The organism is Enterobacter sp. UCD-UG_FMILLET (assembly GCF_000762975.1).
Taxonomy (GTDB): domain Bacteria; phylum Pseudomonadota; class Gammaproteobacteria; order Enterobacterales; family Enterobacteriaceae; genus Enterobacter; species Enterobacter dykesii.
Genome location: NZ_JRJC01000014.1, coordinates 58,120 through 84,318 on the forward strand (window position 1 = coordinate 58,120; position 26,199 = coordinate 84,318).

The following is a 26,199-nucleotide window of genomic DNA, read 5'->3' on the forward strand; positions in this document are numbered from 1 at the left end:
GGTCAGGTTGCCTATACTCCACCCAGGACAAAGAGAGGAAGCGCATCATGAGTACACCATTGTTAATTGCCAGGACGCTGGAAAAAGAGCTGTATTTACTGCCCGCGATGGCGAACCGCCACGGTCTGATCACCGGAGCGACCGGGACGGGGAAAACCGTCACCCTGCAAAAGCTGGCAGAGTCGCTTTCGGAGATTGGCGTACCGGTCTTTATGGCTGACGTGAAAGGCGATTTAACCGGTGTGGCTCAGGAAGGGACGGCCTCTGAGAAACTGCTCGAACGGCTGAAAAATATTGGCATCACGGACTGGACGCCGCATAACAATCCGGTGGTAGTGTGGGATATCTTTGGTGAGAAAGGCCACCCGGTGCGCGCTACCGTCTCCGATCTCGGCCCGCTGCTGCTGGCCCGTCTGCTTAACCTCAACGACGTGCAGTCCGGCGTGCTGAATATTATCTTCCGTATTGCCGACGATCAGGGGCTGCTGCTGCTTGATTTCAAAGATCTGCGCGCCATTACCCAGTACATAGGCGATAACGCCAAATCCTTCCAGAATCAGTACGGCAATATCAGCAGCGCCTCAGTGGGAGCCATTCAGCGTGGGTTATTGACGCTGGAGCAACAGGGCGCCGAGCACTTCTTCGGCGAGCCGATGCTGGATATCAAAGACTGGATGCGCACCGACAGCAGCGGCAAAGGCATCATCAACATTCTGAGCTCCGAGAAGCTCTACCAGATGCCAAAGCTCTACGCCGCCAGCCTGCTGTGGATGCTCTCCGAGCTCTACGAACAGTTACCCGAAGCGGGCGATCTGGAAAAACCGAAGCTGGTCTTCTTCTTCGACGAAGCGCACCTTCTGTTTAACGACGCGCCGCAGGTATTGCTGGATAAGATTGAACAGGTCATTCGCCTGATCCGCTCCAAAGGCGTTGGCGTCTGGTTTGTGTCGCAAAACCCGTCGGATATCCCGGATAACGTGCTCGGCCAGCTCGGTAACCGCGTGCAGCACGCCCTGCGAGCCTTCACGCCGAAAGATCAGAAAGCGGTGAAAGCCGCCGCGCAAACCATGCGCGCCAATCCTGCCTTTGATACCGAAGCGGCGATTCAGGCGTTAGGCACCGGTGAAGCGCTGATCTCGTTCCTGGATGCGAAGGGCAGCCCATCCGTGGTGGAACGCGCTATGGTGATCGCGCCCTGCTCGCGCATGGGGCCGGTGACCGACGATGAACGCAACGGCCTGATTAACCACTCGCCGGTTTACGGGAAGTACGAAGACGAGGTGGATCGCGAGTCCGCGTTCGAGATGCTGCAAAAAGGGGTACAGGCGACAACCGAATCGCAGGATGCGCCTGCCGCTAAAGGGCAGTCCGTCGCCGTGGATGACGGTATTCTCGGGGGGCTCAAAGACATCCTGTTCGGCAGCACCGGGCCGCGCGGCGGCAAGCGCGACGGCGTGGTACAGACCATGGCGAAAAGCGCGGCGCGGCAGGTCACCAATCAAATCGTGCGCGGCATGCTGGGGAGTTTGTTAGGCGGCCGTCGCCGGTAGACGGGGATAAAGTAAAACTGTCCTATACTTACCTGAGATTCGCCTGTTTGAATACCTCCCCCGTTTGGGAAGGTATTCAAACGCCTCAGTGCTTATCCATATCGCAGCGCATATGATCCCAGCCGGTATAATTTTTTACCTCCGGTACCTTATCCGGCTGTCCTTGCCAGTTGATTTTAAATTGCTCAGTACTGCTCGGAAGCCCTTCTTTGGTCATGTACACCATGCCCCATGCCGCTCCCGGAGAGCGTGGTTTAATATGATGCACAGAGCCGTCCTCAGCTTCATAGGTTATCCCCGGCCCCCCTGTTGCCAGACGGGGGTCATCATAGGGTTTGGATGACATATATAGTCGGTGTTTGGTTTGCAAGAATCCCTGATCGTTTACGACAGTGAAAGAAAGCACGTCTTTGTAGTACGGCGCATCGCTTCCGTCCGGCTCATTCGGACCACGCATTGATGCCCCCCCTCTTTCCCAGGTTCGACCATAATCTTTTGAGACAGTAAAACCACCCGTGATGGTGTCCCACCATGGTATGGCGATATATCTCTCTGAAGGATGAATAAATGGTCTGGTGAAAATCTGATAAAACTGGTAGGCAATTTGCGAGTGAATATTACGTTGTTTGTCGATGTACCAAAGCTCACCTTCGCAATTCCAACCTTTCAGCTCCAGGTAGCGGTGGTCGTCAAAACGATACACTATCTGAGCAGGACGGGTATCTGCGGCAGGCTGATTCACCACCCAGATGACCACAATGCCGATAACTAATACTACCCATAAGATAAAAAATTTCCGGCTCATGCGGCATCCCTATTTTTCGTTAATTTGGCTAAGACTTAACGCCCGTGGCATATCCCATTGCAAAATATTTTTTTCCTCGAAACTGGCTGACTTCACAATTCCCGTATCAATTTCCAGCTTATTACGTTGATTAGGTCGTGTTCTTACATAATCATTCACCACGCCAAAACATCCTTTCGGAAGTACATCTTGGGGCTTATTCATAAAATCTTTAGTATTTTCCTTATTAAGGCGTCCCGTTTTATAATAATCGGTTGCATAGCTATTTTTATTCAACGGATCCCGCCAGTCCGCACGATGCAAAAGATCCTCCCAAAAACGGCCTGCCTTAAAATCAAATGACTTACATTGACCAATTGCCAAATCAAAAGCCATGGCCTGGGAAGGTGCACACTCGCTCATCACAATGGAGGAGTGCTGGCTGTACCCAACGGGATCAGCTTTCTTCCATTCATCTTCCAGCTCATCGCGGTTTTTCAGCCAAACCAGCGTCAGGTTTCTGAACGTATCGACGCCCGACACAACTCCCTGAATCACTTTGTGCTTCCGCTCAACTGTCATCTCTTGAAGCTCGTCAGGGGTCAGCGAATGGCCTGGCTTCATCGTTGGGTAATAATATTTATCCATAGGAAACATGCCTGAGGCTGTTCTGCTCAGGGCATGGGCTTTCGCGGAATACGATATATAGGCGTCGGGACTTTCTGGATCGATATAAGCTTCATAGGGTATATCGCAGGTTTTCGGGTCGTTGTCTTTTCGATTTTTCTCACCCTGTAATTCAAATACAAATGGCTCAGGTAATTCTTCGCCATTGATGACAACATCACGAGCAGAGTAAATCGCGTTCGTAACAGAACTGTATTTCGCATCCCCTTTATGTATTGCGGGCAGTTCGAAGCACGTTTTGTCTGGCGGGAGACCGACATGACCATGCTGGTAAAAGACCCGCTGATACAGGTTTGGAATATGACAGGCGATGTTTTGCGGGATGCCGCGCCAGCCAATGCCCTGAATGTTTTTCAGGGATACCGTTCCGTCGTTCGGGCAGAAATAATTATACACCTTGCCGTTATTATCCCGTCGGAACCGAGCATCCTGCCGTAATAGGTTATCTGACGGTTTTCGTAATGTGCAAGCGGCCTCCATCGCCAGCATGTCTGCCTCAGTCACCTCGCCACCTTTATACTGCGTTGCCATCAGGGCACAGAAATTGCTGAATGTCTGCTGACGGGCAGCGCTGGTCTGGTGATGGCCAGACTGGGCATTTTCTAATAGTCGCTCTTCCAGCGAATACGGGGAGTGGGTCAGAATGGTGCAGTTAACGGGATCATAACCAGCCTGCTTCACCAGCATATTAGCCAGCATTGTAATGATGGTGCCCTGGCTGTGCGCCACGATGTTAATCACATCGTTCTCTGTGACTGGCTCTTTTCGGATTTGAATAATCAAATCCGCCAGCCGCTGAGCGGCAAAAAACTGATAGATGCGGTGCGGATTAGGAAAGATCGGGTGGGTGAAATCACCGCCATTCGCATGCAGAGTCATAAAACCGGTGGCAGCGACGACAACCCCACCCGCTCCTGGGCCGAGCATATCCGGTATGCTGGTTGTCGCATTGGCAAACGTGCCTCCTCCTTTGGCAAAATTGATATCGAGAGCGTTTTTAAAGCAGTCGTTCTGAAAATACGTAGGCGCCTTGACTGTCATTACCCAGCGCAGCTCTCTTTGTTTCGTTGTCTTCCTGATAGGCGTCGTAAGGAATATGGGCTTCGTTGCCCAGCTTACCTACTTCATCCCGATAACGTTTCTGGTCGGCACGCCACTCCTCATGCGTAACCGGCTTATAGCCCCAGTAAAAGGGAATAACAGGAGAGCGACCAGGCTCACAGATTTTCTGTTGCGCCTCTTCGTTGTGGGACATGATGAAATCTTTCCACTCGTGCGCATACAGGTCCGAACGGTTCAGGCGCTTGCTTAATCCGGCAATGATGCCTTTTTCCTGGTTCTGATAAGCCTCTCCAACGTCGTTCACCCCGTGTACCAGAATCACAATGCATGGCATCGGGCGCGGAACGCCAACTTTACGGGTCTGGGCTACCAGGCCCAAACTTTTGTGAACAGGAATATCGTTTTCAGATATAACGCGTGGACAATACGGACTTTTTCTTACACCTGTCATCAACATATCTCCAGATAATGAATACCGCTGAGACGGCTAAAGCAACATAAATTACCTTCCATACGGAATATCCTTTTTAAGAGTGGCGATGTAAGACGTTACGCCTGTAAGAAAGACATTTAAATACGAAATAAAATATCAATAAACACCACAGAAGCTCGGATTATTCATCCAGTGAATAACTCACAAAAAAGAGAAAATGGATCCACTGCGATATTAATAGTCTGAGGACTACCCACAACTGAAACGAATAAGAACCATAGCGGCTTAAATAGATAAAACTCATCAAATAAACAAATAACAGTATTCATTTATATTGATAAGTTTTCATTAATACTATTCAAATTATTTATAGCAAAACGCTAACGGTCAGAAATTGGAACCCACGGCGTTCCCAGCGCCGAACCCTGCACACCGTTCTCCTGCAGATAGCGGTCAATTTCCACCATCCCCGTCCAGCGGTTCTCACACCATAGCGGAGCCAGAAGCGTTGGACGGCGGGCGCTGGCCGAGATGCGGTGGTAGACAATTTCCGGCGGGGTGTGGCGAATCATCTCCCCCGCCGTCACCGTATAGTCCTCAAGCTCAATACCGCTCAACCGCCCGGCCTCCCAGGCTTTTGCCATAATGCTTCCCGTAACGATATGCAGCGGGTGCAGCTTAATGCCGTCCACGCCTGTATCAACCACCTTTTCCAGCGTCTCCAGGCCGTGCTGCTGCCCTTCACCCGGCAAGCCAACAATCAGATGCGAGCAGACCTTCAGCCCGCGCTCACGGGCCAGGCGCGTGGTGCGCTGGTAGCAGGCGAAATCATGGCCACGGTTAATACGGTGCAGCGTTTTGTCATGTGCGGTCTGTAAGCCCAGCTCCAGCCAGATCTCGTAGCCTTGTTCTTTGTACTCGCTGAGCAGGTCCAGCACCGCGTCCGGTATGCAGTCCGGGCGCGTGCCTACGCACAGCCCAACGATGCTGGCCTGGCTGACGGCCTGCTGATACATAGAGCGCAGCACCTGCACCTCCGCCCACGTGCTGGTGTAGGCCTGAAAATAGGCCAGATACTGCTTCGCGCGGTTCACCAGGCTGGCCTGATGGGCAAGCTGTTCAGCGATAGATTTATGCTGCTGGGCTTCGTCAGCAAAGGACGCAACGTTACAGAAAGTGCAGCCGCCGCGCCCGATGGTGCCATCGCGATTCGGGCAGCTAAACCCGCCGTGCAGCGTCAGCTTATGAACCTTTTGCCCGTACCGCTGCAAAAGATCCCCACCAAACATATTGACTAATTTCTGTAACTGCATAATCTGATAGACCGTCCCGGAGAAAGGGGACAAGCCTGCCACTTTTAGCCTCTGTCGGCGATGACCTGGATCAATCGCCCCGGTCGGCCTTTATCTATATGAATAAATACTCAGGATTACTGCAATTTCATTCACGCCGCATGTGATTACTTTTCCTTATGTTCTGATTGTTTTTTTCATTTATAGCGCCACCACTGAAAAACAGTGGGTTTATGCGGGTTTGCAGTCAATGCCAGATTATTATTCTGCTATAAAACTGCTATTCAGCACGCTACATTGATAATACCGCTTTCATATAGTGAGTCAGATCACACTCCTCTGCGTCCTGTCAGGGCATTCAATCAATGTAAAAATAGTTAAATACCCTTTAATAACAAACAGATAAACTCTATTTAGCACATTTTTGTATAAATAAGATTGCCATTTGACCTGTGTACCAATTCCCGATAAGTTGGAAATCCGCTGGAAGCTTTCTGGATGAGCGGCCTGCTCATCATATTTATGCAGTAATTGAGATTCCCTCTGAAGCAAGTCCTCAAACTTGTTTACCTGCGCGAAAGGATGAAAAAGAGGGCGAATGCGAGGTCCGCGTATGAAACGCAAACCCCGTCGCCATGCTCTTTCTGCGCCTGTGCGCCACGGTAAAGTTCAGTGGGAAGCCCGACGAGCCTGGGGAGGTTCACTGATATGTTGTACGATAAATCCCTTGAGAAGGATAACTGTGGTTTCGGCCTGATCGCCCACATAGAAGGCGAACCTAGCCACAAGGTAGTGCGTACCGCTATTCACGCACTGGCCCGTATGCAGCACCGTGGTGCCATCCTTGCCGATGGTAAAACTGGCGACGGTTGCGGCCTGCTGCTGCAAAAACCGGATCGTTTCTTCCGCATCGTGGCGGAAGAGCGCGGCTGGCGTTTAGCCAAAAACTACGCTGTCGGCATGCTGTTCCTGGACCAGGATCCTGAAAAGGCTGCCGCCTCACGCCGCATCGTCGAAGAAGAACTTCAGCGTGAAACCCTGTCGATTGTCGGCTGGCGCGATGTGCCAACCAACGAAGGGGTGCTCGGTGAAATCGCCCTCTCCTCGCTGCCTCGTATTGAACAGATTTTCGTCAACGCGCCTGCGGGCTGGCGTCCGCGTGATATGGAACGCCGTCTGTTTATCGCCCGCCGCCGCATTGAAAAACGTCTCCAGGACGATAAAGAGTTCTACGTCTGTAGCCTCTCTAACCTGGTGAACATCTATAAAGGTCTGTGTATGCCGGCTGACCTGCCGCGCTTCTACCTGGACCTGGCGGACCTGCGTCTGGAATCGGCCATTTGCCTGTTCCACCAGCGCTTCTCCACCAACACCGTTCCACGCTGGCCGCTGGCTCAGCCGTTCCGCTACCTGGCGCATAACGGCGAGATTAACACCATCACCGGTAACCGCCAGTGGGCCCGCGCCCGTACCTATAAATTCCAGACGCCGCTGATCCCTGACCTGCACGATGCCGCGCCGTTCGTGAACGAAACCGGCTCTGACTCCAGCTCCATGGATAACATGCTGGAACTGCTGCTGGCAGGCGGGATGGACATCGTGCGCGCCATGCGTCTGCTCGTGCCACCGGCCTGGCAGAACAACCCGGATATGGACCCTGAGCTGCGCGCGTTCTTCGACTTCAACTCCATGCACATGGAGCCGTGGGACGGCCCGGCGGGCATCGTCATGTCCGACGGCCGTTTTGCCGCCTGTAACCTGGACCGTAACGGTCTGCGCCCGGCGCGCTACGTCATCACCAAAGACAAGCTCATCACCTGCGCCTCTGAAGTCGGTATCTGGGATTACCAGCCTGACGAAGTGGTCGAGAAGGGCCGCGTCGGCCCGGGCGAGCTGATGGTTATCGACACCCGCGGCGGGCGCATTCTGCACTCTGCCGAAACCGATCACGATCTGAAAAGCCGCCATCCGTACAAAGAGTGGATGGAGAAGAACGTGCGTCGCCTGGTGCCGTTCGAAGATTTATCGGATGAAGAAGTGGGTCGCCGCGAACTGGACGACGATACGCTTGCAAGCTTCCAGAAACAGTTTAACTACAGCGCAGAAGAGCTGGACTCCGTTATTCGCGTGCTTGGTGAAAACGGCCAGGAAGCGGTCGGCTCAATGGGTGACGATACCCCGTTTGCCGTGCTCTCCAGCCAGCCGCGCATCATTTACGATTACTTCCGCCAGCAGTTCGCGCAGGTGACCAACCCGCCGATCGACCCGCTGCGCGAAGCGCACGTGATGTCGCTGGCCACCAGCATCGGTCGCGAGATGAACGTCTTCTGCGAGGCCGAAGGCCAGGCGCACCGTCTGACCTTTAAATCGCCGATCCTGCTGTACTCCGATTTCAAACAGCTCACCACCATGAAAGAGGAGCACTACCGCGCCGACACGCTCGATATTACCTTCGACGTGACCGAAGCGAGCCTCGAAGAGACGGTGAATGCGCTGTGTGACAAAGCCGAACAGATGGTGCGTAACGGTACCGTTCTGCTGGTGCTGTCCGACCGCAATATCGCGAAAAACCGTCTGCCGGTGCCTGCCCCGATGGCGGTCGGCGCTATCCAGACGCGTCTGGTCGACAAGAGCCTGCGCTGTGACGCCAACATCATTGTGGAAACCGCCAGCGCACGCGACCCGCACCACTTTGCCGTGCTGTTAGGCTTTGGCGCGACGGCGATTTACCCGTACCTGGCCTACGAAACGCTGGCCCGTCTGGTGGATACCTGCGCGATCGACAAAGATTACCGCGCGGTGATGCTGAACTACCGTAACGGCATCAATAAAGGCCTGTACAAGATCATGTCCAAAATGGGCATCTCGACCATTGCCTCCTACCGCTGTTCGAAGCTGTTTGAAGCGGTCGGCCTGCATGACGAGGTCGCCAACCTCTGCTTCCAGGGCGTGGTCAGCCGCATCGGCGGCGCCGGTTTTGCTGACTTCCAGCAGGATCTGGTGAACCTGTCCAAACGCGCGTGGCTGGCACGTAAGCCGCTGGATCAGGGCGGTCTGCTGAAATACGTTCACGGCGGCGAATACCACGCCTACAACCCGGACGTGGTGCGCACGCTGCAGCAGGCGGTTCAGAGCGGTGAATACAGCGATTACCAGCAGTACGCTGAGCTGGTAAACAACCGTCCGGCGGCAACGCTGCGCGACCTCATTGCCCTCAATCCGGGCGATGAAGCGGTCAGCATTGACGAGGTTGAGCCTGCATCCGAACTGTTCAAACGCTTCGATACCGCGGCGATGTCCATCGGCGCGCTGAGCCCGGAAGCCCACGAAGCGCTGGCGGAAGCCATGAACAGCATCGGCGGCAACTCCAACTCCGGCGAAGGCGGTGAAGATCCGGCCCGTTACGGCACTAATAAAGTGTCCCGTATCAAGCAGGTAGCATCCGGTCGCTTTGGCGTGACGCCTGCGTACCTGGTCAACGCCGACGTGATCCAGATTAAAGTCGCTCAGGGTGCTAAACCGGGCGAAGGCGGCCAGCTGCCGGGTGATAAAGTTACTCCGTACATCGCCAAACTGCGCTATTCCGTGCCGGGCGTGACGCTGATCTCCCCGCCGCCGCACCACGATATCTACTCTATCGAGGACCTGGCGCAGCTAATTTTCGACCTGAAGCAGGTCAACCCGAAGGCGATGATCTCCGTGAAGCTGGTTTCCGAACCGGGCGTCGGCACCATCGCTACCGGCGTGGCGAAAGCCTATGCGGACCTGATCACCATCGCCGGCTACGACGGCGGCACCGGCGCAAGCCCGCTCTCCTCCGTGAAATACGCGGGCTGCCCGTGGGAGCTTGGCCTGGTGGAAACCCAGCAGGCGCTGGTGGCTAACGGTCTGCGTCACAAGATCCGCCTGCAGGTGGACGGTGGCCTGAAAACGGGCCTCGACATCATCAAAGCGGCGATCCTCGGCGCGGAAAGCTTCGGCTTCGGTACCGGCCCAATGGTTGCGCTCGGCTGTAAATACCTGCGTATTTGCCACCTGAACAACTGCGCAACCGGCGTGGCTACCCAGGACGAGAAGCTGCGTAAGAACCACTATCACGGTCTGCCGTTCAAAGTGACCAACTACTTTGAGTTCATCGCCCGCGAAACCCGCGAGCTGATGGCGCAGCTGGGCGTGAAGCGTCTGGTGGACCTGATTGGGCGTACCGACCTGCTGAAAGAGCTGGAAGGCTTCACCGCCAAGCAGCAGAAGCTGGAGTTGAGCAAGCTGCTGGAAACCGCGCAGCCGCATCCCGGCAAAGCGGTCTACTGCACCGAGAACAACCCGCCGTTCGATAACGGCGTGCTGAACGCCCAGCTGCTGCAGCAGGCGAAGCCGTACGTGGACGACAAGCAGAGCAAAACGTTCTGGTTTGATATCCGCAACACCGACCGCTCCGTGGGTGCCTCCCTTTCCGGCTACATCGCGCAAACGCACGGTGACCAGGGGCTGGCAGCAGATCCAATTACCGCGCACTTCAGCGGTACCGCGGGTCAGAGCTTCGGCGTATGGAACGCAGGCGGCGTTGAGCTGTATCTGACCGGCGATGCCAACGACTACGTCGGTAAAGGCATGGCGGGCGGTCTGCTGGCGGTGCGTCCTCCGGTCGGCTCAGCCTTCCGCAGCCATGAAGCCAGCATCATCGGTAACACCTGTCTGTACGGCGCGACCGGCGGTCGTCTGTTTGCAGCAGGCCGTGCGGGTGAGCGTTTTGCGGTGCGTAACTCCGGTGCTATCACCGTGGTGGAAGGCATTGGCGATAACGGTTGTGAATACATGACGGGCGGGATTGTTTGCGTTCTGGGTAAAACCGGCGTGAACTTCGGCGCGGGCATGACGGGCGGTTTTGCCTACGTCCTGGATGAAGACGGTGAGTTCCGCAAACGCGTGAACCCGGAGCTGGTGGAAGTACTGGACGTTGATACGCTGGCCATTCACGAAGAACACCTGCGCGGTTTGATTACCGAACACGTGCAGCATACCGGTTCTTCGCGTGGCGAAGAGATCCTGGCGAACTGGCCGGCGTTCTCTGCGAAATTCGCGCTGGTTAAGCCGAAGTCCAGCGATGTTAAAGCCCTGTTGGGTCACCGTAGTCGTAGCGCAGCAGAGCTGCGCGTGCAGGCGCAGTAAGGAATTCAGATGAGCCAGAACGTATACCAGTTTATCGACCTGCAGCGTGTTGATCCGCCAAAGAAACCGCTGAAGATCCGCAAAATTGAATTTGTTGAAATCTACGAGCCGTTTTCAGAAGGCCAGGCCAAAGCACAGGCAGACCGCTGCCTGTCGTGCGGTAACCCTTACTGTGAGTGGAAATGCCCGGTACACAACTACATCCCGAACTGGCTGAAGCTGGCCAACGAAGGGCGTATTTTTGAAGCCGCCGAGCTGTCTCACCAGACCAACACCCTGCCGGAAGTGTGCGGCCGCGTGTGCCCTCAGGACCGTCTGTGTGAAGGTTCCTGTACGCTGAACGACGAGTTCGGTGCGGTGACCATCGGCAACATCGAGCGCTATATCAACGATAAAGCGTTCGAAATGGGCTGGCGTCCGGACATGACCGGCGTGAAGCAAACCGACAAGCGCGTGGCAATCATCGGCGCGGGCCCGGCGGGCCTGGCCTGTGCGGACGTGCTGACCCGGAACGGCGTGAAGGCGGTGGTCTTTGACCGCCATCCGGAAATCGGCGGTCTGCTGACCTTCGGCATCCCGGCCTTCAAGCTGGAAAAAGAGGTCATGACCCGTCGCCGTGAAATCTTCACCGGCATGGGCATTGAGTTCAAACTGAACGTGGAAGTGGGCCGCGACGTGCAGCTCGACGACCTGCTGAAGGATTACGACGCCGTGTTCCTGGGCGTGGGGACATATCAGTCCATGCGCGGCGGTCTGGAGAACGAAGACGCGCCGGGCGTGTTTGACGCACTGCCGTTCCTGATTGCCAACACCAAGCAGATCATGGGCTACGGCGAAACCGCCGACGAGCCGTTCGTCAGCATGGAAGGCAAACGCGTGGTGGTGTTGGGCGGCGGTGATACCGCGATGGACTGCGTGCGTACCTCCATCCGTCAGAATGCGGCACACGTGATCTGCGCCTATCGTCGTGACGAAGAGAACATGCCGGGCTCTAAGCGCGAAGTGAAAAACGCGCGTGAAGAGGGTGTGGAGTTCCAGTTCAACATCCAGCCTCTGGGTATTGAAGTGAATGCCAACGGTAAAGTGAGCGGCGTGAAGATGGCGCGCACTGAGATGGGCGCACCGGATGCGAAAGGCCGTCGTCGCGCCGAGATCGTCGCCGGTTCTGAGCACGTGATCCCGGCCGATGCCGTGGTGATGGCGTTCGGTTTCCGTCCTCACAGCATGGAATGGCTGGCGAAGCACAGTGTTGAGCTGGATTCGCAGGGCCGAGTGATTGCGCCAGAAGGCAGCGACAACGCATTCCAGACCAGCAACCCGAAAATCTTCGCCGGTGGCGATATCGTTCGCGGTTCTGACCTGGTGGTCACGGCGATTGCCGAAGGTCGTAAAGCGGCTGACGGGATCCTGAACTACCTGGAAGTGTAAAAAAAACAGGCCCGATTGGGCCTGTTTTTTATTTCACGACGCGAAGAGCCGGACGACCACCGCGCGGAGGCGGATCGTCATCAGGATCATTGTCGTCGTGATGATCGGGTTTATCGCCATCGATAAGTGACATCACCGTGTCGCTTTCGCGCTCGTCGGATGCGTTGTCATCATTCAGGCTGGTAACATCTTCATCATACGCCGCTTCCGGCTCGAACATGGTACCCGCACCGTTTTCACGCGCGTAGATAGCCAGCACGGCTGCCAGAGGTACGGAAACCTGACGCGGCACGCCGCCGAAACGCGCGTTGAAGCGCACTTCATCGTTTGCCAGCTCCAGGTTGCCCACCGCACGCGGCGCAATGTTCAGTACGATTTGTCCGTCACGCGCGTATTCCATTGGAACCAGCACGCCCGGCAACGTCACATCCACAACCAGGTGCGGCGTGAGCTGGTTATCCAGCAGCCATTCATAGAAGGCGCGCAGCAGATAAGGACGGCGTGGGGTAAGTTGTGACATTTCCACAGTCATTAGCCTCGGCCGAGACGCATTTCACGTTCCGGTTCAGTTAAAGATGCCAGGAAAGAGTCGCGTTCAAATACGCGAGTCATATAGCCCTTCAGCTCTTTCGCGCCAGGACCGCTGAACTCTACGCCCAAGGTTGGCAGACGCCACAGCAGCGGTGCCAGGTAGCAATCCACCAGGCTGAACTCATCGCTCAGGAAGAATGGTTTCTGACCAAACACAGGGGCGATTGCCAGCAGCTCTTCACGCAGTTGCTTACGTGCAGCGTCAGCTTCAGAAGCGGAACCGCTGGTAATTACGTTCATCAGCGAGTACCAGTCTTTTTCGATACGCTGCATGTACAGGCGGCTTTCACCACGCGCGACAGGGTAAACAGGCATCAGTGGCGGATGCGGGAAACGCTCATCCAGATATTCCATAATGATACGGGATTCCCACAGGGTCAGCTCGCGATCCACCAGCGTCGGTACGCTTTGGCTCGGGTTGAGATCGATCAGATCCTGAGGCGGGTTATCCTTTTCCACATGCTCGATCTCAAAACTGACACCCTTCTCGGCCAGCACGATACGAACCTGATGGCTATAAATGTCAGTAGGACCAGAAAACAGCGTCATTACCGAACGTTTGTTGGCAGCGACAGCCATGAAAACCTCCAGGTATATTCAGAATTTTTACTGCTACCAGCCCAACAGGGGCCAGCCAGATGTTGTATCGCCCATCCCAGAGAAAACACATTGTTCAAGAAACGAACAAAAATCGAGTATTCACCGATATTTGGGCAGAAAATTGGATGATAGTTTACCAGATTTTGATGGCTTTGTGGTGAGGGGATTCTGGAAATGTGGAAAAAGAGAAGATATATGCATGGATATTGTGGATAACCTGCGCATTATCCATAAAAAAACCCGCCGAAGCGGGTTTTTCGCCAATCGTTCTGCGTAAGCAGAATGGATTAACGTTTGGAGAACTGTGGACGACGACGTGCTTTACGCAGACCCACTTTCTTACGTTCAACCTGACGCGCGTCACGAGTAACGAAGCCAGCTTTACGCAGTTCAGAACGCAGGGATTCGTCGTACTCCATCAGAGCGCGGGTGATACCGTGACGGATCGCACCTGCCTGACCGGAGATACCACCACCTTTAACGGTGATGTACAGATCCAGTTTTTCTACCATGTCAACCAGTTCCAGCGGCTGGCGAACTACCATGCGGGCAGTTTCGCGACCGAAGTATTGTTCCAGAGAACGCTGGTTGATTACGATTTTACCACTGCCCGGTTTGATGAAAACGCGAGCTGCGGAACTTTTGCGGCGACCAGTGCCGTAGTATTGATTTTCAGCCATTGCCTATAATCCCGATTAGATGTCAAGAACTTGCGGTTGCTGTGCCGCGTGGTTGTGCTCGTTGCCTGCGTAAACTTTCAGTTTACGGAACATAGCACGACCCAGCGGGCCTTTTGGCAGCATGCCTTTAACCGCGATTTCAATCACACGCTCAGGACGGCGGGCAATCATCTCTTCAAAGGTCGCTTCTTTGATACCACCGATGTGGCCGGTGTGGTGGTAGTACATTTTGTCAGTACGCTTGTTGCCGGTTACAGCAACTTTATCAGCGTTCAGAACGATGATGTAATCACCGGTATCAACGTGCGGAGTGTATTCCGCTTTATGCTTACCGCGCAGGCGACGAGCCAGTTCAGTAGCCAGACGGCCCAGAGTTTTACCGGTCGCGTCAACAACATACCAGTCGCGCTGTACGGTTTCTGGTTTAGCTGTAAAAGTTTTCATTAAAAGCTTACCCAAATAATAAGTTACACGTTGGTGAACACCCAAACGTTTAGTCAGTTGAGGTTCACACGACAAAGTCCGGCAAACCTACCCCTTCGAATAGCACATGCCGACACATAGAAAGTTTCGGGAAAAAAACCTTCTCGTAACGTGGGGTCGCAAGATTATAGAGAAGTTGAGGTCAAAGATCGACCCTTAAATGTGATTTGGAATGGGTTTTTCGGGGGTGAGTGATGTGCGGTCTGGTGCCCTCCCACCCAGCCCCTCTCCCACAGGGAGAGGGTGGCATTTATGGCATATGCTCCAGCTTCAGGTATTCCTCACTCTGCATCTCCTGCAGGCGCGACAGGCAGCGCTGGAACTCAAACTTCAGCCGCTCGCCCTGGTAAATCTCATATAAAGGTACCTCGGCGCTGACCACCAGCTTGACGTGCCGCTCATAAAACTCGTCCACCAGCGCAATAAAGCGCCGTGCTTCGCTCTCCATCAGCCGCGTCATCACCGGCACGCCCAGCACCATCACGGTGTGGAACAGACGCGAAAGCGCAATATAGTCGTGCTGGCTGCGGGCATCCACGCAGAGCGTCGTAAAGGAGACCGCCAGCGTTTGGTTTTCGACGCCAAGCGTGGGCAGCGGGCGATGGTTAATCTCAAGTTCCGGAGCGTGCTCGCGTTTTGCTCCCGCCAGCGCCAGCCAGAGTGTATCCATCTCGCGGGTGGTCTCTGCATTTAACGGCGAAAGCCACAGGTGCGCCTGGGTCAGCGTGCGCAGACGATAATCGACACCTGCATCGACGTTCATGATGTCGCAGTGCTGCTTGATGGCATCGATGGCGGGCAGGAAGCGTGCCCGCTGCAGGCCGTTGCGGTACAGCTCGTCCGGCGGGATATTCGACGTGGCCACCAGCGTGATCCCGCGGGCAAAAAGGGCTTTCATCAGGCCGCCTAACAGCATGGCATCGGTGATGTCAGACACAAAAAACTCATCGAAGCAGAGTACGTCCGTTTCCGCCTTGAACCGGTCGGCCACAATCTCCAGCGGATCGCTTTTGCCCTGCAGTGCGGTCAGCTCTTCATGCACCCGCAGCATAAAACGATGGAAGTGCAGACGCTGTTTACGTGCGCCAGGCAGGCTCAGATAAAACAGGTCCATCAGCCAGGTTTTTCCACGACCGACCCCGCCCCACATATATAAACCGCGCACCGGCGCGTGAGCCTGTGGCACTTTTTTACCGAGCAACCGCCCAAACGCCGCCTTTAGCCCGCCGTTCTGTTCGACTTCGGCGGGTTTTGCCGTGAGCTCCTGATAAATTATCTCCAGACGGTTTACCGCCTCACGTTGAACGTCGTCAGGCTGATGAGTGCCCTCGTTAAGGGCCAGTTGATAACGCGATGCAGGGGACAGGTTTTGCATAATCTTATTGTTATTCCTTCAATTAACGCTCACCAGCAGACGTGACTGATGAAAAAAAGGCCGTTCTACACTACGCGATGATACGTCAGGATTCCACTTCTGCAGAAATAGCGGTTATAGTGGCATTATCAGGCACAGGCAGGAGCCGAGCCAACACCCTACGGAACAACAAGACAACGGGAGAAGTTCATGACCTGGGAATATGCGCTAATCGGTTTAGTCGTCGGCATCGTCATCGGTGCTGTGGCCATGCGTTTCGGTAATCGCAAATTGCGTCAGCAGCAGTCACTGCAGTACGAACTGGAAAAGAACAAAGCTGAACTGGAAGAGTATCGTGAAGAGCTGGTCAGCCATTTTGCCCGTAGCGCCGAGCTGCTGGACAACATGGCGACCGACTATCGTCAGCTGTATCAACATATGGCAAAAAGCTCCAGCAGCCTGCTGCCGGAAATGACCGCGGAAACCAACCCGTTCCGCAACCGTCTGGCAGACTCTGAAGCCGGTAACGATCAGGCGCCCGTTCAGATGCCTCGCGACTATTCCGATGGCGCGTCCGGCCTGCTGCGCGGCGGTGTAAAACGCGATTAATCGCACAACCAGAATTTATTTTACGGGCGCAGCGATTGCGCCCGTCCTTTCCTGATGACCCCAGCTATCATTTAGTTAAACACCTCATTGTTCAGCGGTTTAGAATTCAATAACATCAACGTGTTTTTAGGGCCGTTTTTCCTTTATTCCAGGTTACGAGAGTCAACATCGATGAAGAAAAAAAACCAGCTGTTGAGCGCTATCGCGTTAAGTGTCGGGTTATCTCTCTCGGCGTCCGTCCCTGTATTTGCCGCCCTTCCCTCCCAGGTGCCTGGCCAGGCGGCCATTCCAAGCCTCGCGCCTGTGCTGGAAAAAGTGTTGCCAGCGGTCGTCAGCGTTCAGGTTGAGGGCACCGCAGTACAAAGCCAACGCGTCCCTGAAGAACTGAAAAAATATTTTGGCGATGAGTCTCCCGACCAGCAGGCTCAGCCTTTTGAAGGCCTGGGTTCTGGCGTCATTATTGATGCAGCAAAAGGCTATATCCTGACCAACAACCACGTCATCAGCCAGGCCGATAAGATCAGCGTCCAGCTGAACGATGGCCGTGAATTTGATGCCAAACTGATCGGCGGCGATGACCAGAGCGACATCGCGCTGCTGCAGGTGCAAAACCCGAGCAATCTGACCCAGATTGCCATTGTGGATTCAGACAAACTGCGCGTCGGCGACTTTGCCGTCGCCGTGGGCAACCCCTTTGGTTTAGGGCAGACCGCCACCTCCGGGATCGTCTCGGCGCTCGGGCGCAGCGGCCTCAATCTGGAAGGGCTGGAAAACTTTATCCAGACCGATGCCTCCATCAACCGTGGTAACTCCGGCGGGGCATTGCTCAACCTTAACGGTGAGCTGATTGGGATTAACACGGCGATTCTGGCCCCGGGCGGCGGCAGCATCGGGATCGGTTTTGCTATCCCCAGCAATATGGCCAAAACCCTGGCGCAGCAGCTGATCCAGTTCGGTGAAATCAAACGCGGGCTGCTGGGTATTAAAGGGATGGAGATGAGCGCGGATATCGCAAAAGCGTTCAATATCAACGTACAGCGCGGAGCGTTTGTCAGTGAAGTGCTGCCAAACTCCGGCTCGGCAAAAGCGGGCGTGAAATCGGGGGATGTGATCGTCAGCCTGAACGACAAACCGCTGAACAGCTTTGCAGAACTGCGTTCACGGATTGCCACGACGGAACCTGGCGCCAAAGTGAAGCTGGGCCTGATACGTGACGGCAAGCCGCTTGACGTTGAAGTGACGCTGGATAAGAGCACCTCATCCTCGGCCAGTGCGGAGCTTATCGCCCCGGCGCTGCAGGGGGCGACGTTGAGCGACGGGCAGCTGAAGGACGGTACGAAAGGCATTAGCATCGACACCGTCGAGAAGAGCAGCCCTGCCGCACAGGCCGGATTGCATCAGGATGACGTGATTATCGGTGTAAACCGCAACCGCGTGCAGTCTATTGCTGAACTGCGCAAGGTGCTGGAAACTAAACCGGCGGTTATTGCCCTGCAGGTCATGCGTGGCAATGAGTCCATCTATATTCTGTTGCGCTAAGCATTTGCGACCCGGACATCACCGCTGCGTGTGATGTCCGGATAACTCATGTTATGCTGCAAATCGTTCCTTTTTTAACGACACGCGCATCATGCTTTTAAAGCTCTTACGTTCTACTGTCATCGGTTTGATTGTCGCTGGCCTGCTGCTGCTGGCGCTGCCGTCATTACGTCAATTCAATAAACTGTCGGCTCCCCAGTTCGATAGCACGGATGAAACGCCGGCCACCTATAACCAGGCCGTCCGCCGTGCCGCACCTGCCGTGGTTAACGTCTATAACCGTGGCCTGAATACCTCAGCCCATAACCAGCTGGAGATCCGCACCCTCGGCTCCGGCGTGATCATGGACGAGCGCGGCTACATTATTACCAACAAGCACGTGATTAACGATGCCGACCAGATCATCGTCGCTCTGCAGGATGGCCGCGTGTTTGAGGCGTTACTCGTTGGCTCTGACAGCCTGACCGACCTGGCCGTCCTGAAGATTAACGCCACGGGCGGTTTGCCGGTCATCCCGATCAACCGTAAACGTACCCCGCATATTGGTGACGTCGTACTGGCTATCGGTAACCCTTACAACCTTGGTCAGACCATCACACAGGGGATTATCAGCGCGACCGGTCGTATCGGTTTGAACCCCTCCGGGCGGCAGAACTTCCTGCAAACCGATGCCTCCATCAACCACGGTAACTCCGGCGGGGCGCTGGTCAACTCGCTGGGCGAGCTGATGGGTATCAATACCCTCTCGTTCGATAAAAGTAACGATGGTGAGACGCCAGAAGGGATCGGCTTCGCCATTCCGTTCCAGCTGGCGACCAAAATTATGGATAAGCTGATCCGCGACGGACGCGTGATCCGCGGCTATATCGGTATCGGCGGGCGCGAAATTGCGCCGATGCATACCCAGGGCGGCGGTATCGATCAGATTCAGGGCATCGTGGTTAACGAGGTGGCACCGGGTGGTCCGGCGGCCAACGCGGGGATTCAGGTAAACGATGTCATTGTGTCGGTCAACGGCACGCCAGCGGTCTCTGCGCTGGAGACGATGGATCAGGTGGCAGAAATTCGCCCGGGTTCTATCATCCCGGTTGAGGTCATGCGCAACGATAAGAAACTGACGCTGCACGTGACGATTCAGGAATACCCGGCCACTAACTGACAGGCATAAAAAAACCGAAGCCAGTAAGTGCTTCGGTTTTTTTGCCGGGAGACGGTTCGTATTACTTGTTAACGAACTCTTCGCCCAGGGTGATATCTTTCTTCAGCGTATCCAGCATGCCTTCCATCGCGTGTTGTTCAAACGCGCTCAGCGTACCAATAGATTTACGCTCTTCGATACCGTTTTTACCCAGCAGCAGCGGCTGAGAGAAGAAGCGAGCGTGTTCGCCATCGCCTTCAACGTAAGCGCATTCAACAACGCCTTTCTCGCCCTGCAGAGCGCGAACCAGTGACAGACCGAAACGTGCAGCCGCCTGGCCCATAGACAGGGTTGCAGAACCGCCGCCCGCCTTCGCTTCCACCACTTCGGTGCCCGCGTTCTGGATGCGTTTGGTCAGGTCAGCCACTTCCTGCTCGGTGAAGCTCACGCCTGGGATCTGCGACAGCAGAGGCAGGATGGTGACGCCAGAGTGACCGCCGATGACCGGTACTTCCACTTCTGTTGGCTGTTTGCCTTTCAGCTCAGCAACAAAGGTGTTGGAACGGATGATATCCAGCGTGGTTACGCCGAACAGTTTGTTTTTGTCGTAAACACCCGCTTTCTTCAGCACTTCTGCCGCGATAGCCACGGTGGTGTTCACCGGGTTAGTGATGATACCGATGCATGCTTTCGGGCAGATTTCTGCAATCTGCTGCACCAGGTTTTTCACGATGCCCGCGTTGACGTTGAACAGGTCTGAACGATCCATGCCTGGCTTACGCGCCACGCCTGCAGAAATCAGCACCACGTCGGCACCCTGCAGCGCAGGACGTGCATCTTCACCGGAGAAGCCTTTGATTTTTACAGCAGTTGGGATGTGGCTCAGGTCAACCGCCACGCCTGGGGTTACCGGAGCAATATCGTACAGGGAGAGTTCTGAGCCTGAAGGCAGTTGGGTTTTCAGTAGTAGGGCAAGCGCCTGGCCGATACCACCAGCAGCGCCGAGGACTGCGACTTTCATCCTAAACTCCTTATTATGGTTAACTTAAGTATCTGTAAATCCGTTGCGGCGACCATAATTCAGCAAGTAAATAATTACAATTTTCGTAGCTAAAGAATTTGAGGTCACGCGACTTTATCTCTCACCAGAAAACTATCTGACGACAGAGGGCAACGCATTAAGAGGTGGTTACAATACACCCTGCCCCGCCACCAAAACAACATCATTTTGATAACATTTAATTTACTTTTAAGCTTATTTGCGCGGCGTGACCCAGGCATGTTTTCTGATAACGAAATCTGATAAAATCACTCCCTTTCATAACATTATTTCAGCCTGGCGCTGAGTAGATAATTTGCATAAAAATTCATCCACATGCATAATAATGTTGTTTCTATCGTCATATTCCGGGTGACTTATGCGAAGCTCGTCTAAGCAAGAAGAATTAGTAAAGGCGTTTAAGGCGCTACTCAAAGAAGAGAAATTCAGTTCTCAGGGAGAAATTGTTCAGGCGCTGCAGGAACAAGGCTTCGATAACATCAATCAGTCGAAAGTCTCCCGCATGTTAACGAAATTTGGCGCGGTGCGTACGCGTAACGCCAAGATGGAGATGGTCTATTGCCTGCCGGCAGAACTTGGCGTGCCGACCACCTCCAGCCCGCTCAAAAACCTGGTTCTGGATATCGATCATAACGACGCCGTCGTGGTGATCCACACAAGCCCGGGTGCCGCGCAGCTGATTGCCCGCATGCTGGACTCGCTGGGTAAAACGGAAGGTATCCTCGGGACTATCGCCGGTGATGACACCATCTTTACCACACCGGCTAACGGTTTCTCCGTGAAAGATCTCCACGAAGCCATTCTGGTACTGTTCGAGCAGGAACTCTAATCCCCTCTCCCCGTAGCGTCGCTGCGGGGATCGTTCTGCTTCCGCTGCGTTCTCCCCTCTTTTGTACTGCCCTTCACTTTGACAAATAGTGCTTTTTACCACCCATTAACATTGATCTGGTGAATGCTAAATCAAAAAATCGCACAAAAAATCAAAAGCTGATATCCATATGATTTAATTAGATATAGCTATCCAAACTGAACAAAAAACGCCCAATATTATGCAATTTGGTTATAAAAAATAGACTACTTAATACGTAATAACAAAGGAAACCATTAGCCTGGTATTAATTTTTACCGTTATTAGTGTATACTTGATTTTGTGATGAGGGTCACGAAACAAGACCCCACTAAAAAATTCGACGAGGTAAGAATCATGAAAATCAAATCAACTGTAGCGGCGCTCAGCGTCCTGTCCGTCCTGTCATTCGGTGCTTTCGCAGCAGACTCTATCAATGCTGACCAGGCGCAATCCCGCCAGGCCATCGGTACGGTTTCTGTCGGCGCGGTCGGCACATCGCCAATGGACATGCATGAGATGCTGAACAAAAAAGCGGAAGAACAGGGTGCGTCATCCTATCGCATCATCGAAGCGCGTTCTGGTGACCACTGGCACGCCACCGCTGAGCTGTACAAATAAGTTTTAGTAATAGCTGAAAACGTAAATCTCCACTCAACGGCACCAGGCATAAAAATAGCGGTTCAACCCTTCTCGCCGTTGAGTAAAAACCCTATTCAGGAGTAAAGACTATGAAAACCAAATTGATCATCGCAACCCTCGGTCTGGCATCCGTTCTCTCTTTCGGCGCGAGCGCAGCGGTACAGCAGGTAAATGCCGACCAGGCACAAAATCTACAGCGTATGGGCAGCGTCTCCGTAACGTCTGTCACCGGTTCACCGATGGATATTCGTCATGAACTTGCCGCCAAAGCTGAAAAAGCAGGCGCCAGCAGCTATCGCGTCACCGAACTGAATCAGGGTGACCACTGGCATGCAACGGCAGAGCTGTATAAATAAACCCTCGTCGTATCTCATCATACGACTTGCCCCTGGCCTCATGGTCAGGGGCTTTTTTTTTCATTCAATGCCGAGCGTTAAAGCGCAGCTGCCCTTCAAGCTCTTCTTCCGCTTCATCGAACAGCAAGATCAGCGCACCAAAACGTCTTCGCAGCTTATCGGGCAAATGGATGAACTCAATTTCCAGCGGTAGCGGCAACAGACTGCCGGTGACCACGTCCCACAGCGTATCCAGATTCGTCACGCTTTCCCGCTCAAGATCAAACACCCGGATAAATTCACGGTAGAAGTCTTCCTGACTGTCGATCTCGTCAAAATCAAACGTATAGGTTTTCATTGCCAGCCACCCAGTCCAGGCGAGCGGCAGATGCCGCCCTGTCTATTATAATCCCCCAATATGCAGGGTTTTAACTTCCAGATACTCTTCCAGCCCCAGCACGGAGCCCTCTCGTCCAAGGCCTGACTCTTTTACGCCGCCAAAGGGGCCGAGCTCCGTGGAGACGGCGCACTCGTTGATGCCGATCATCCCGCTCTCGATGGCCTGTGAAACGCGGAAGACCCGTGAGAGATTCTGGGTGTAGAAGTAAGCCGCCAGCCCATAAGGGGTGTTGTTGGCGCGCTGGATGACTTCATCTTCCGAGGTGAAACGGAAGCACGCCGCCACCGGGCCAAACGTCTCTTCTTCTGCCAGCTTCATGCCCTCATGGCAGTCGCCCAGTACGGTTGGCATCCAGAAATTCCCGCCAAGCGGATGAGGCTTACCCCCTGCCAGGATGGTCGCGCCCCGGGCAACGGCATCGTCGACATGCTCACGCACCTTGTTGACCGCAGAAGGTTCAATCAGCGGCCCGACGACCACCCCCTCCTCAAGACCATTACCCACCTTCAGCGCATTCACCGCATCGGCGAGTTTATTCACAAATTTGTCGTAGACGGTTTCCTGAATATAAAAACGGTTCACGCTGACGCAGACCTGCCCGGCATTGCGGAACTTGTTGGCGATCGCGCCCTTAACCGCTGCGTCGATGTCCGCATCCTCAAAAACGATATACGGGGCATTTCCCCCCAGCTCCATCGAGACTTTTTTCATGGTTTCCGCGGCGTTACGCACCAGCGTTTTGCCGACGGAGGTTGAGCCGGTAAAGGAGATTTTACGCACGTCGCGGCTGGCCATGATCGCATCGCTGATTTCATGCGTATTCCCGGCCACGGCGTTGAGCACGCCGTCGGGCACTCCGGCCTGTTTCGCCAGCGTAAGCAGCGCAAAGGCGCTGAGCGGCGTGTTATTGGCCGGTTTAATGACCCCGGTGCATCCGGCCGCAAGCGCCGGGCCTAACTTGCGGGTGAGCATGGCCATCGGGAAGTTCCACGGCGTAATCGCCGCAACCACACCAATAGGCTCACGGGTCGCCAGAATGCGCGAGCCGGGTTTGATCGGCGGAATAATTTCACCGTTCGCGCGTTTGGCCTCTTCAGCAAACCACTGGATAAAGCTGGCGGCGTACTCGACTTCTCCCTCCGCCTCTTTCAGGGGTTTGCCCTGTTCGGTGGTCATCAACCGCCCGAGCCAGCTTTTATTCTCAATAATCAGTTCGTACCAGCGGTAGAGAATCGCCGAGCGCTCTTTCGCGGTTTTGGCACGCCATGCAGGGAAGGCCTGGGTAGCCGCTGCGATAGCGTCTTCGGTTTGCGCTTTACCCGCTTTTGCAACTTTAGCAATGACCTCGCCGGTCGCGGGATTCAGCACATCAAAGGTTGTATCCAGCGTTTTCCAGATTCCGTTGACCAGATAACCGGTCTGAAAAAGGATGTGGTCCTGAAGCGCCTGGGTCGTCATGTGTTCTCCCTTTCTGAAATGTAAGAACGTGCTGGAATAAGTATAGCCACAAAAAAACCGACGCTTTTGGCGTCGGTTTTTTTACTTCAGTCAGTTATCAGTGAGGGCATTCTGGTAGCGATGCAGCATAAACACCAGCCGTCCTACCGGCTCGGTCACCTGAGGCGGTGCCTCCCAGTGCTTGAGCTTTTCCTGATAGGTATCGAGCTCTTCAAGAAGCTGCGTAAAGTAGCGACGCCGTTTGTCATCGCTGCTGGCAGAAAGCACGTGATCGGCGGTACGACGCAGCTGGCGGTGGTATGCCGACAGATCGTCGTTGATCGGCACGGGCGCGTTACGCAAACGCTGGTGTGCGATGATCATGGTTAACGCCAGGCGGAACTTCGCGATATCGCCCGGGAACTTGTTCAGCAGCAAAAACAGCTGCTGGTAGAGCGCGGGCAGGTGGTTCTCTTTACGGCGCGCGGTATTGGTTGTTAAAGACGACACGGCAGCCGACACAAACTGGTTCAGCAGCACGCGGCCCGTTCTTGCCTGCGAGTTATCCCGCACCAGCAGTATCACCATCATGGCCAGGAAACAGCCCACCAGCTGACCTAACGCACTGTCGAGGAACTGGCTGAAATGAAAGGTCATCGGGTTATCGAGCACGATAATGTTAATCGTACTCGCCAGCGCCCCCAGCGATCCCAGGCGCCGCTTTTGCACTTCAATGCCGATAAAGAACGCCATGACCGCCAGGCTAATACAGAGCAGCAGCATGCTCTGTTGCGTCGACGGGATGATGACCAGGAAATAGAGCGCGCCTATCGGCAACGCGGCAATCGTGCCGTAAAGGAAATCAATGGCGACCATACGCGGGTTAGGCAGACGCATCGCCAGTGCGGTCACGACGGCAATCATCACCATCGCGCCGCTGCCGGACGTCCAGCCCGTCCACAGCCAGAACAGCGTGCCGAGCATGCAGGCAAGCGTCGTACGCCAGAAGTTAACCATCGCGTGATGGCGCTCGGCGGATTCCGCCTTGATCACCACTTCCCCCTGCAGCACCTCTTCTTCCGCCGCGCTGATTTTAGTGTTACCGATCACACCGCGCTTCAGCAGCAGATAGCGCGTCGCGGCGCCGACCCAGGTGTAGATGGTCACCGGCGTGTCGCGCTCCCCGGTCCAGGCAATCACCCGGCGCATGCGCTTAAGCTGCTTATGCACGTCCTGCACGGTTTCCACCGGCTCGGCAAACAGTTCGCGGAACGTATCGGTGACCACTTCCGGCCGGGTGTTCTGAATCAGATAGGTTTCACAGGCCTGGGTAATCAGCGTCAGAGAGACGGTGTTGAGGGCTTTAAGGCGACGATTCGCTCGGGCCCAGCGCGAGGACTCCATATTAAGATTGCTGCGCATCCCTTCCAGCGCCTGCGTACGACGTACCAGCCCGCTCCAGGCTTTATCCACCTCTTCGCTGTCGCCATGCTTAATGCACAGCTGCATCAGCTGATACTGGGCAACGATCAGCGCGTCAAGCTCACGGTCGACTTCCTGCTTGATGGAGCGCGGGGAGAAAAGCAGGTCAGCGACGATCGCGCTGACAATACCAATCACAATCTCGCTGCAGCGCTCAACCGCAAACTGCGGTGCCAGCAGCGGCTCGGACTGGATGGTGATGATAATAATCAGCGCGGTATAGCCCGCCAGGCCCCAGGCGTAGGAGTTCTCCACTTTCACCAGAGACGAGATCCAGGTGCAGAAACCCGCCCAGATGCAGCAGACCATCAGCATCAGCAGCGGGGTGCGGATCATCAAAATAATAATGGTCAGCGCCGCGAAGCAGCCGATAAACGTCCCGATGATACGCAGCATCCCGCGATAGCGGATCGCGCCTGAATAGGGTTCCCCGCCCGCGGCAAAGGCCGGGCCTGCCGCGACAATCGCAGCCGTCAGCACTGCCCAGCGAGGGGTTTCAAGCTGGAAGTGGAAGCCAACAAACAGCGCCAGCACGATGGCGCACGCCAGCTTCACGGCGAAGCGAATGTGCTGGCTGGCGATGGAAAAGATACCCAT

20 protein-coding genes and 1 pseudogene are annotated in these 26,199 nt (G+C 54.8%); 9 read left to right on the plus strand and 12 right to left on the minus strand.

Going from position 1 to position 26,199, the window contains the following annotated elements:
- Positions 1-47: 47 nt before the first annotated feature.
- Positions 48-1,550, plus strand: coding sequence for a helicase HerA-like C-terminal domain-containing protein (locus LA04_RS06785; protein WP_023309371.1), 1,503 nt, complete (start codon positions 48-50; stop codon positions 1,548-1,550).
- A gap of 85 nt (positions 1,551-1,635) precedes the next feature.
- Here LA04_RS06785 and LA04_RS06790 read toward each other — a convergent pair whose 3' ends face one another.
- From LA04_RS06790 to LA04_RS06800, 3 genes and pseudogenes are all read right to left on the minus strand, one after another.
- Complete coding sequence (locus LA04_RS06790; protein WP_047650950.1) at positions 1,636-2,355, minus strand: T6SS immunity protein Tli3 family protein; 720 nt, start codon at positions 2,353-2,355, stop codon at positions 1,636-1,638.
- 9 nt (positions 2,356-2,364) lie between these two features.
- A pseudogene (locus LA04_RS06795) lies at positions 2,365-4,534 on the minus strand (T6SS effector phospholipase Tle3 domain-containing protein).
- A gap of 362 nt (positions 4,535-4,896) precedes the next feature.
- On the minus strand, positions 4,897-5,829 hold the full coding sequence (locus LA04_RS06800) for a TIGR01212 family radical SAM protein (protein ID WP_152594356.1): 933 nt from the start codon (positions 5,827-5,829) through the stop codon (positions 4,897-4,899).
- A 687-nt stretch (positions 5,830-6,516) separates the two neighbouring features.
- On the opposite strand from LA04_RS06800, the gene gltB reads away from it, so the two are divergent.
- Both gltB and gltD read left to right on the plus strand, forming a co-directional pair.
- Positions 6,517-10,977 (plus strand): glutamate synthase large subunit, encoded by a 4,461-nt coding sequence (gltB, locus tag LA04_RS06805; protein WP_047650952.1) that lies wholly within the window; start codon positions 6,517-6,519, stop codon positions 10,975-10,977.
- Positions 10,978-10,986: 9 nt separating this feature from the next.
- Positions 10,987-12,405: a glutamate synthase subunit GltD gene (gene gltD, locus LA04_RS06810; RefSeq protein ID WP_029740079.1), complete on the plus strand. Its 1,419-nt coding sequence runs from the start codon at positions 10,987-10,989 to the stop codon at positions 12,403-12,405.
- Between the two features lie 28 nt (positions 12,406-12,433).
- On the opposite strand, the gene sspB is transcribed toward gltD, so the two are convergent.
- The 5 genes from sspB to zapE all read right to left on the minus strand — a co-directional run bounded on the left by sspB (position 12,434) and on the right by zapE (position 16,134).
- Positions 12,434-12,931 (minus strand): ClpXP protease specificity-enhancing factor, encoded by a 498-nt coding sequence (gene sspB / locus LA04_RS06815; RefSeq protein ID WP_047650973.1) that lies wholly within the window; start codon positions 12,929-12,931, stop codon positions 12,434-12,436.
- A 5-nt stretch (positions 12,932-12,936) separates the two neighbouring features.
- Positions 12,937-13,575 (minus strand): stringent starvation protein SspA, encoded by a 639-nt coding sequence (gene sspA / locus LA04_RS06820; RefSeq protein ID WP_014885418.1) that lies wholly within the window; start codon positions 13,573-13,575, stop codon positions 12,937-12,939.
- Positions 13,576-13,883: 308 nt separating this feature from the next.
- A complete protein-coding gene (gene rpsI / locus LA04_RS06835) occupies positions 13,884-14,276 on the minus strand; it encodes a 30S ribosomal protein S9 (RefSeq protein ID WP_003860436.1) in 393 nt (130 codons plus the stop codon).
- A gap of 15 nt (positions 14,277-14,291) precedes the next feature.
- Positions 14,292-14,720 (minus strand): 50S ribosomal protein L13, encoded by a 429-nt coding sequence (gene rplM, locus LA04_RS06840; RefSeq protein WP_003860434.1) that lies wholly within the window; start codon positions 14,718-14,720, stop codon positions 14,292-14,294.
- A gap of 289 nt (positions 14,721-15,009) precedes the next feature.
- Positions 15,010-16,134, minus strand: a complete 1,125-nt coding sequence (gene zapE / locus LA04_RS06845; RefSeq protein ID WP_047650953.1) for a cell division protein ZapE — start codon at positions 16,132-16,134, stop codon at positions 15,010-15,012.
- 189 nt (positions 16,135-16,323) lie between these two features.
- On the opposite strand from zapE, the gene zapG reads away from it, so the two are divergent.
- The 3 genes from zapG to degS all read left to right on the plus strand — a co-directional run bounded on the left by zapG (position 16,324) and on the right by degS (position 19,420).
- Positions 16,324-16,722, plus strand: a complete 399-nt coding sequence (gene zapG, locus LA04_RS06850; protein ID WP_008502832.1) for a Z-ring associated protein ZapG — start codon at positions 16,324-16,326, stop codon at positions 16,720-16,722.
- A gap of 171 nt (positions 16,723-16,893) precedes the next feature.
- A complete protein-coding gene (degQ, locus tag LA04_RS06855) occupies positions 16,894-18,261 on the plus strand; it encodes a serine endoprotease DegQ (protein WP_047650954.1) in 1,368 nt (455 codons plus the stop codon).
- Between the two features lie 91 nt (positions 18,262-18,352).
- Positions 18,353-19,420 (plus strand): outer membrane-stress sensor serine endopeptidase DegS, encoded by a 1,068-nt coding sequence (degS, locus tag LA04_RS06860; protein WP_023309386.1) that lies wholly within the window; start codon positions 18,353-18,355, stop codon positions 19,418-19,420.
- Positions 19,421-19,481: 61 nt separating this feature from the next.
- Here the strand turns inward: degS and mdh are convergent, their stop codons facing one another.
- Positions 19,482-20,420, minus strand: a complete 939-nt coding sequence (gene mdh / locus LA04_RS06865) for a malate dehydrogenase (protein WP_023309387.1) — start codon at positions 20,418-20,420, stop codon at positions 19,482-19,484.
- Positions 20,421-20,817: 397 nt separating this feature from the next.
- On the opposite strand from mdh, the gene argR reads away from it, so the two are divergent.
- From argR to yhcN (LA04_RS06880), 3 genes are all read left to right on the plus strand, one after another.
- The gene (gene argR / locus LA04_RS06870) at positions 20,818-21,288 is read left to right on the plus strand and encodes a transcriptional regulator ArgR (protein WP_013098972.1); all 471 of its coding nucleotides are present in this window, start codon (positions 20,818-20,820) and stop codon (positions 21,286-21,288) included.
- 375 nt (positions 21,289-21,663) lie between these two features.
- Complete coding sequence (gene yhcN, locus LA04_RS06875; protein ID WP_023309389.1) at positions 21,664-21,927, plus strand: peroxide/acid stress response protein YhcN; 264 nt, start codon at positions 21,664-21,666, stop codon at positions 21,925-21,927.
- A 110-nt stretch (positions 21,928-22,037) separates the two neighbouring features.
- Positions 22,038-22,304, plus strand: coding sequence for a peroxide/acid stress response protein YhcN (gene yhcN / locus LA04_RS06880; protein ID WP_032659672.1), 267 nt, complete (start codon positions 22,038-22,040; stop codon positions 22,302-22,304).
- 64 nt (positions 22,305-22,368) lie between these two features.
- Here the strand turns inward: yhcN (LA04_RS06880) and LA04_RS06885 are convergent, their stop codons facing one another.
- From LA04_RS06885 to aaeB, 3 genes are all read right to left on the minus strand, one after another.
- A complete protein-coding gene (locus LA04_RS06885) occupies positions 22,369-22,641 on the minus strand; it encodes a barstar family protein (protein WP_008502839.1) in 273 nt (90 codons plus the stop codon).
- 45 nt (positions 22,642-22,686) lie between these two features.
- The gene (locus LA04_RS06890) at positions 22,687-24,141 is read right to left on the minus strand and encodes an NAD-dependent succinate-semialdehyde dehydrogenase (protein ID WP_045403584.1); all 1,455 of its coding nucleotides are present in this window, start codon (positions 24,139-24,141) and stop codon (positions 22,687-22,689) included.
- 90 nt (positions 24,142-24,231) lie between these two features.
- Entirely contained in the window at positions 24,232-26,199 is a 1,968-nt protein-coding gene (gene aaeB / locus LA04_RS06895; protein ID WP_047650955.1) for a p-hydroxybenzoic acid efflux pump subunit AaeB, read from the minus strand.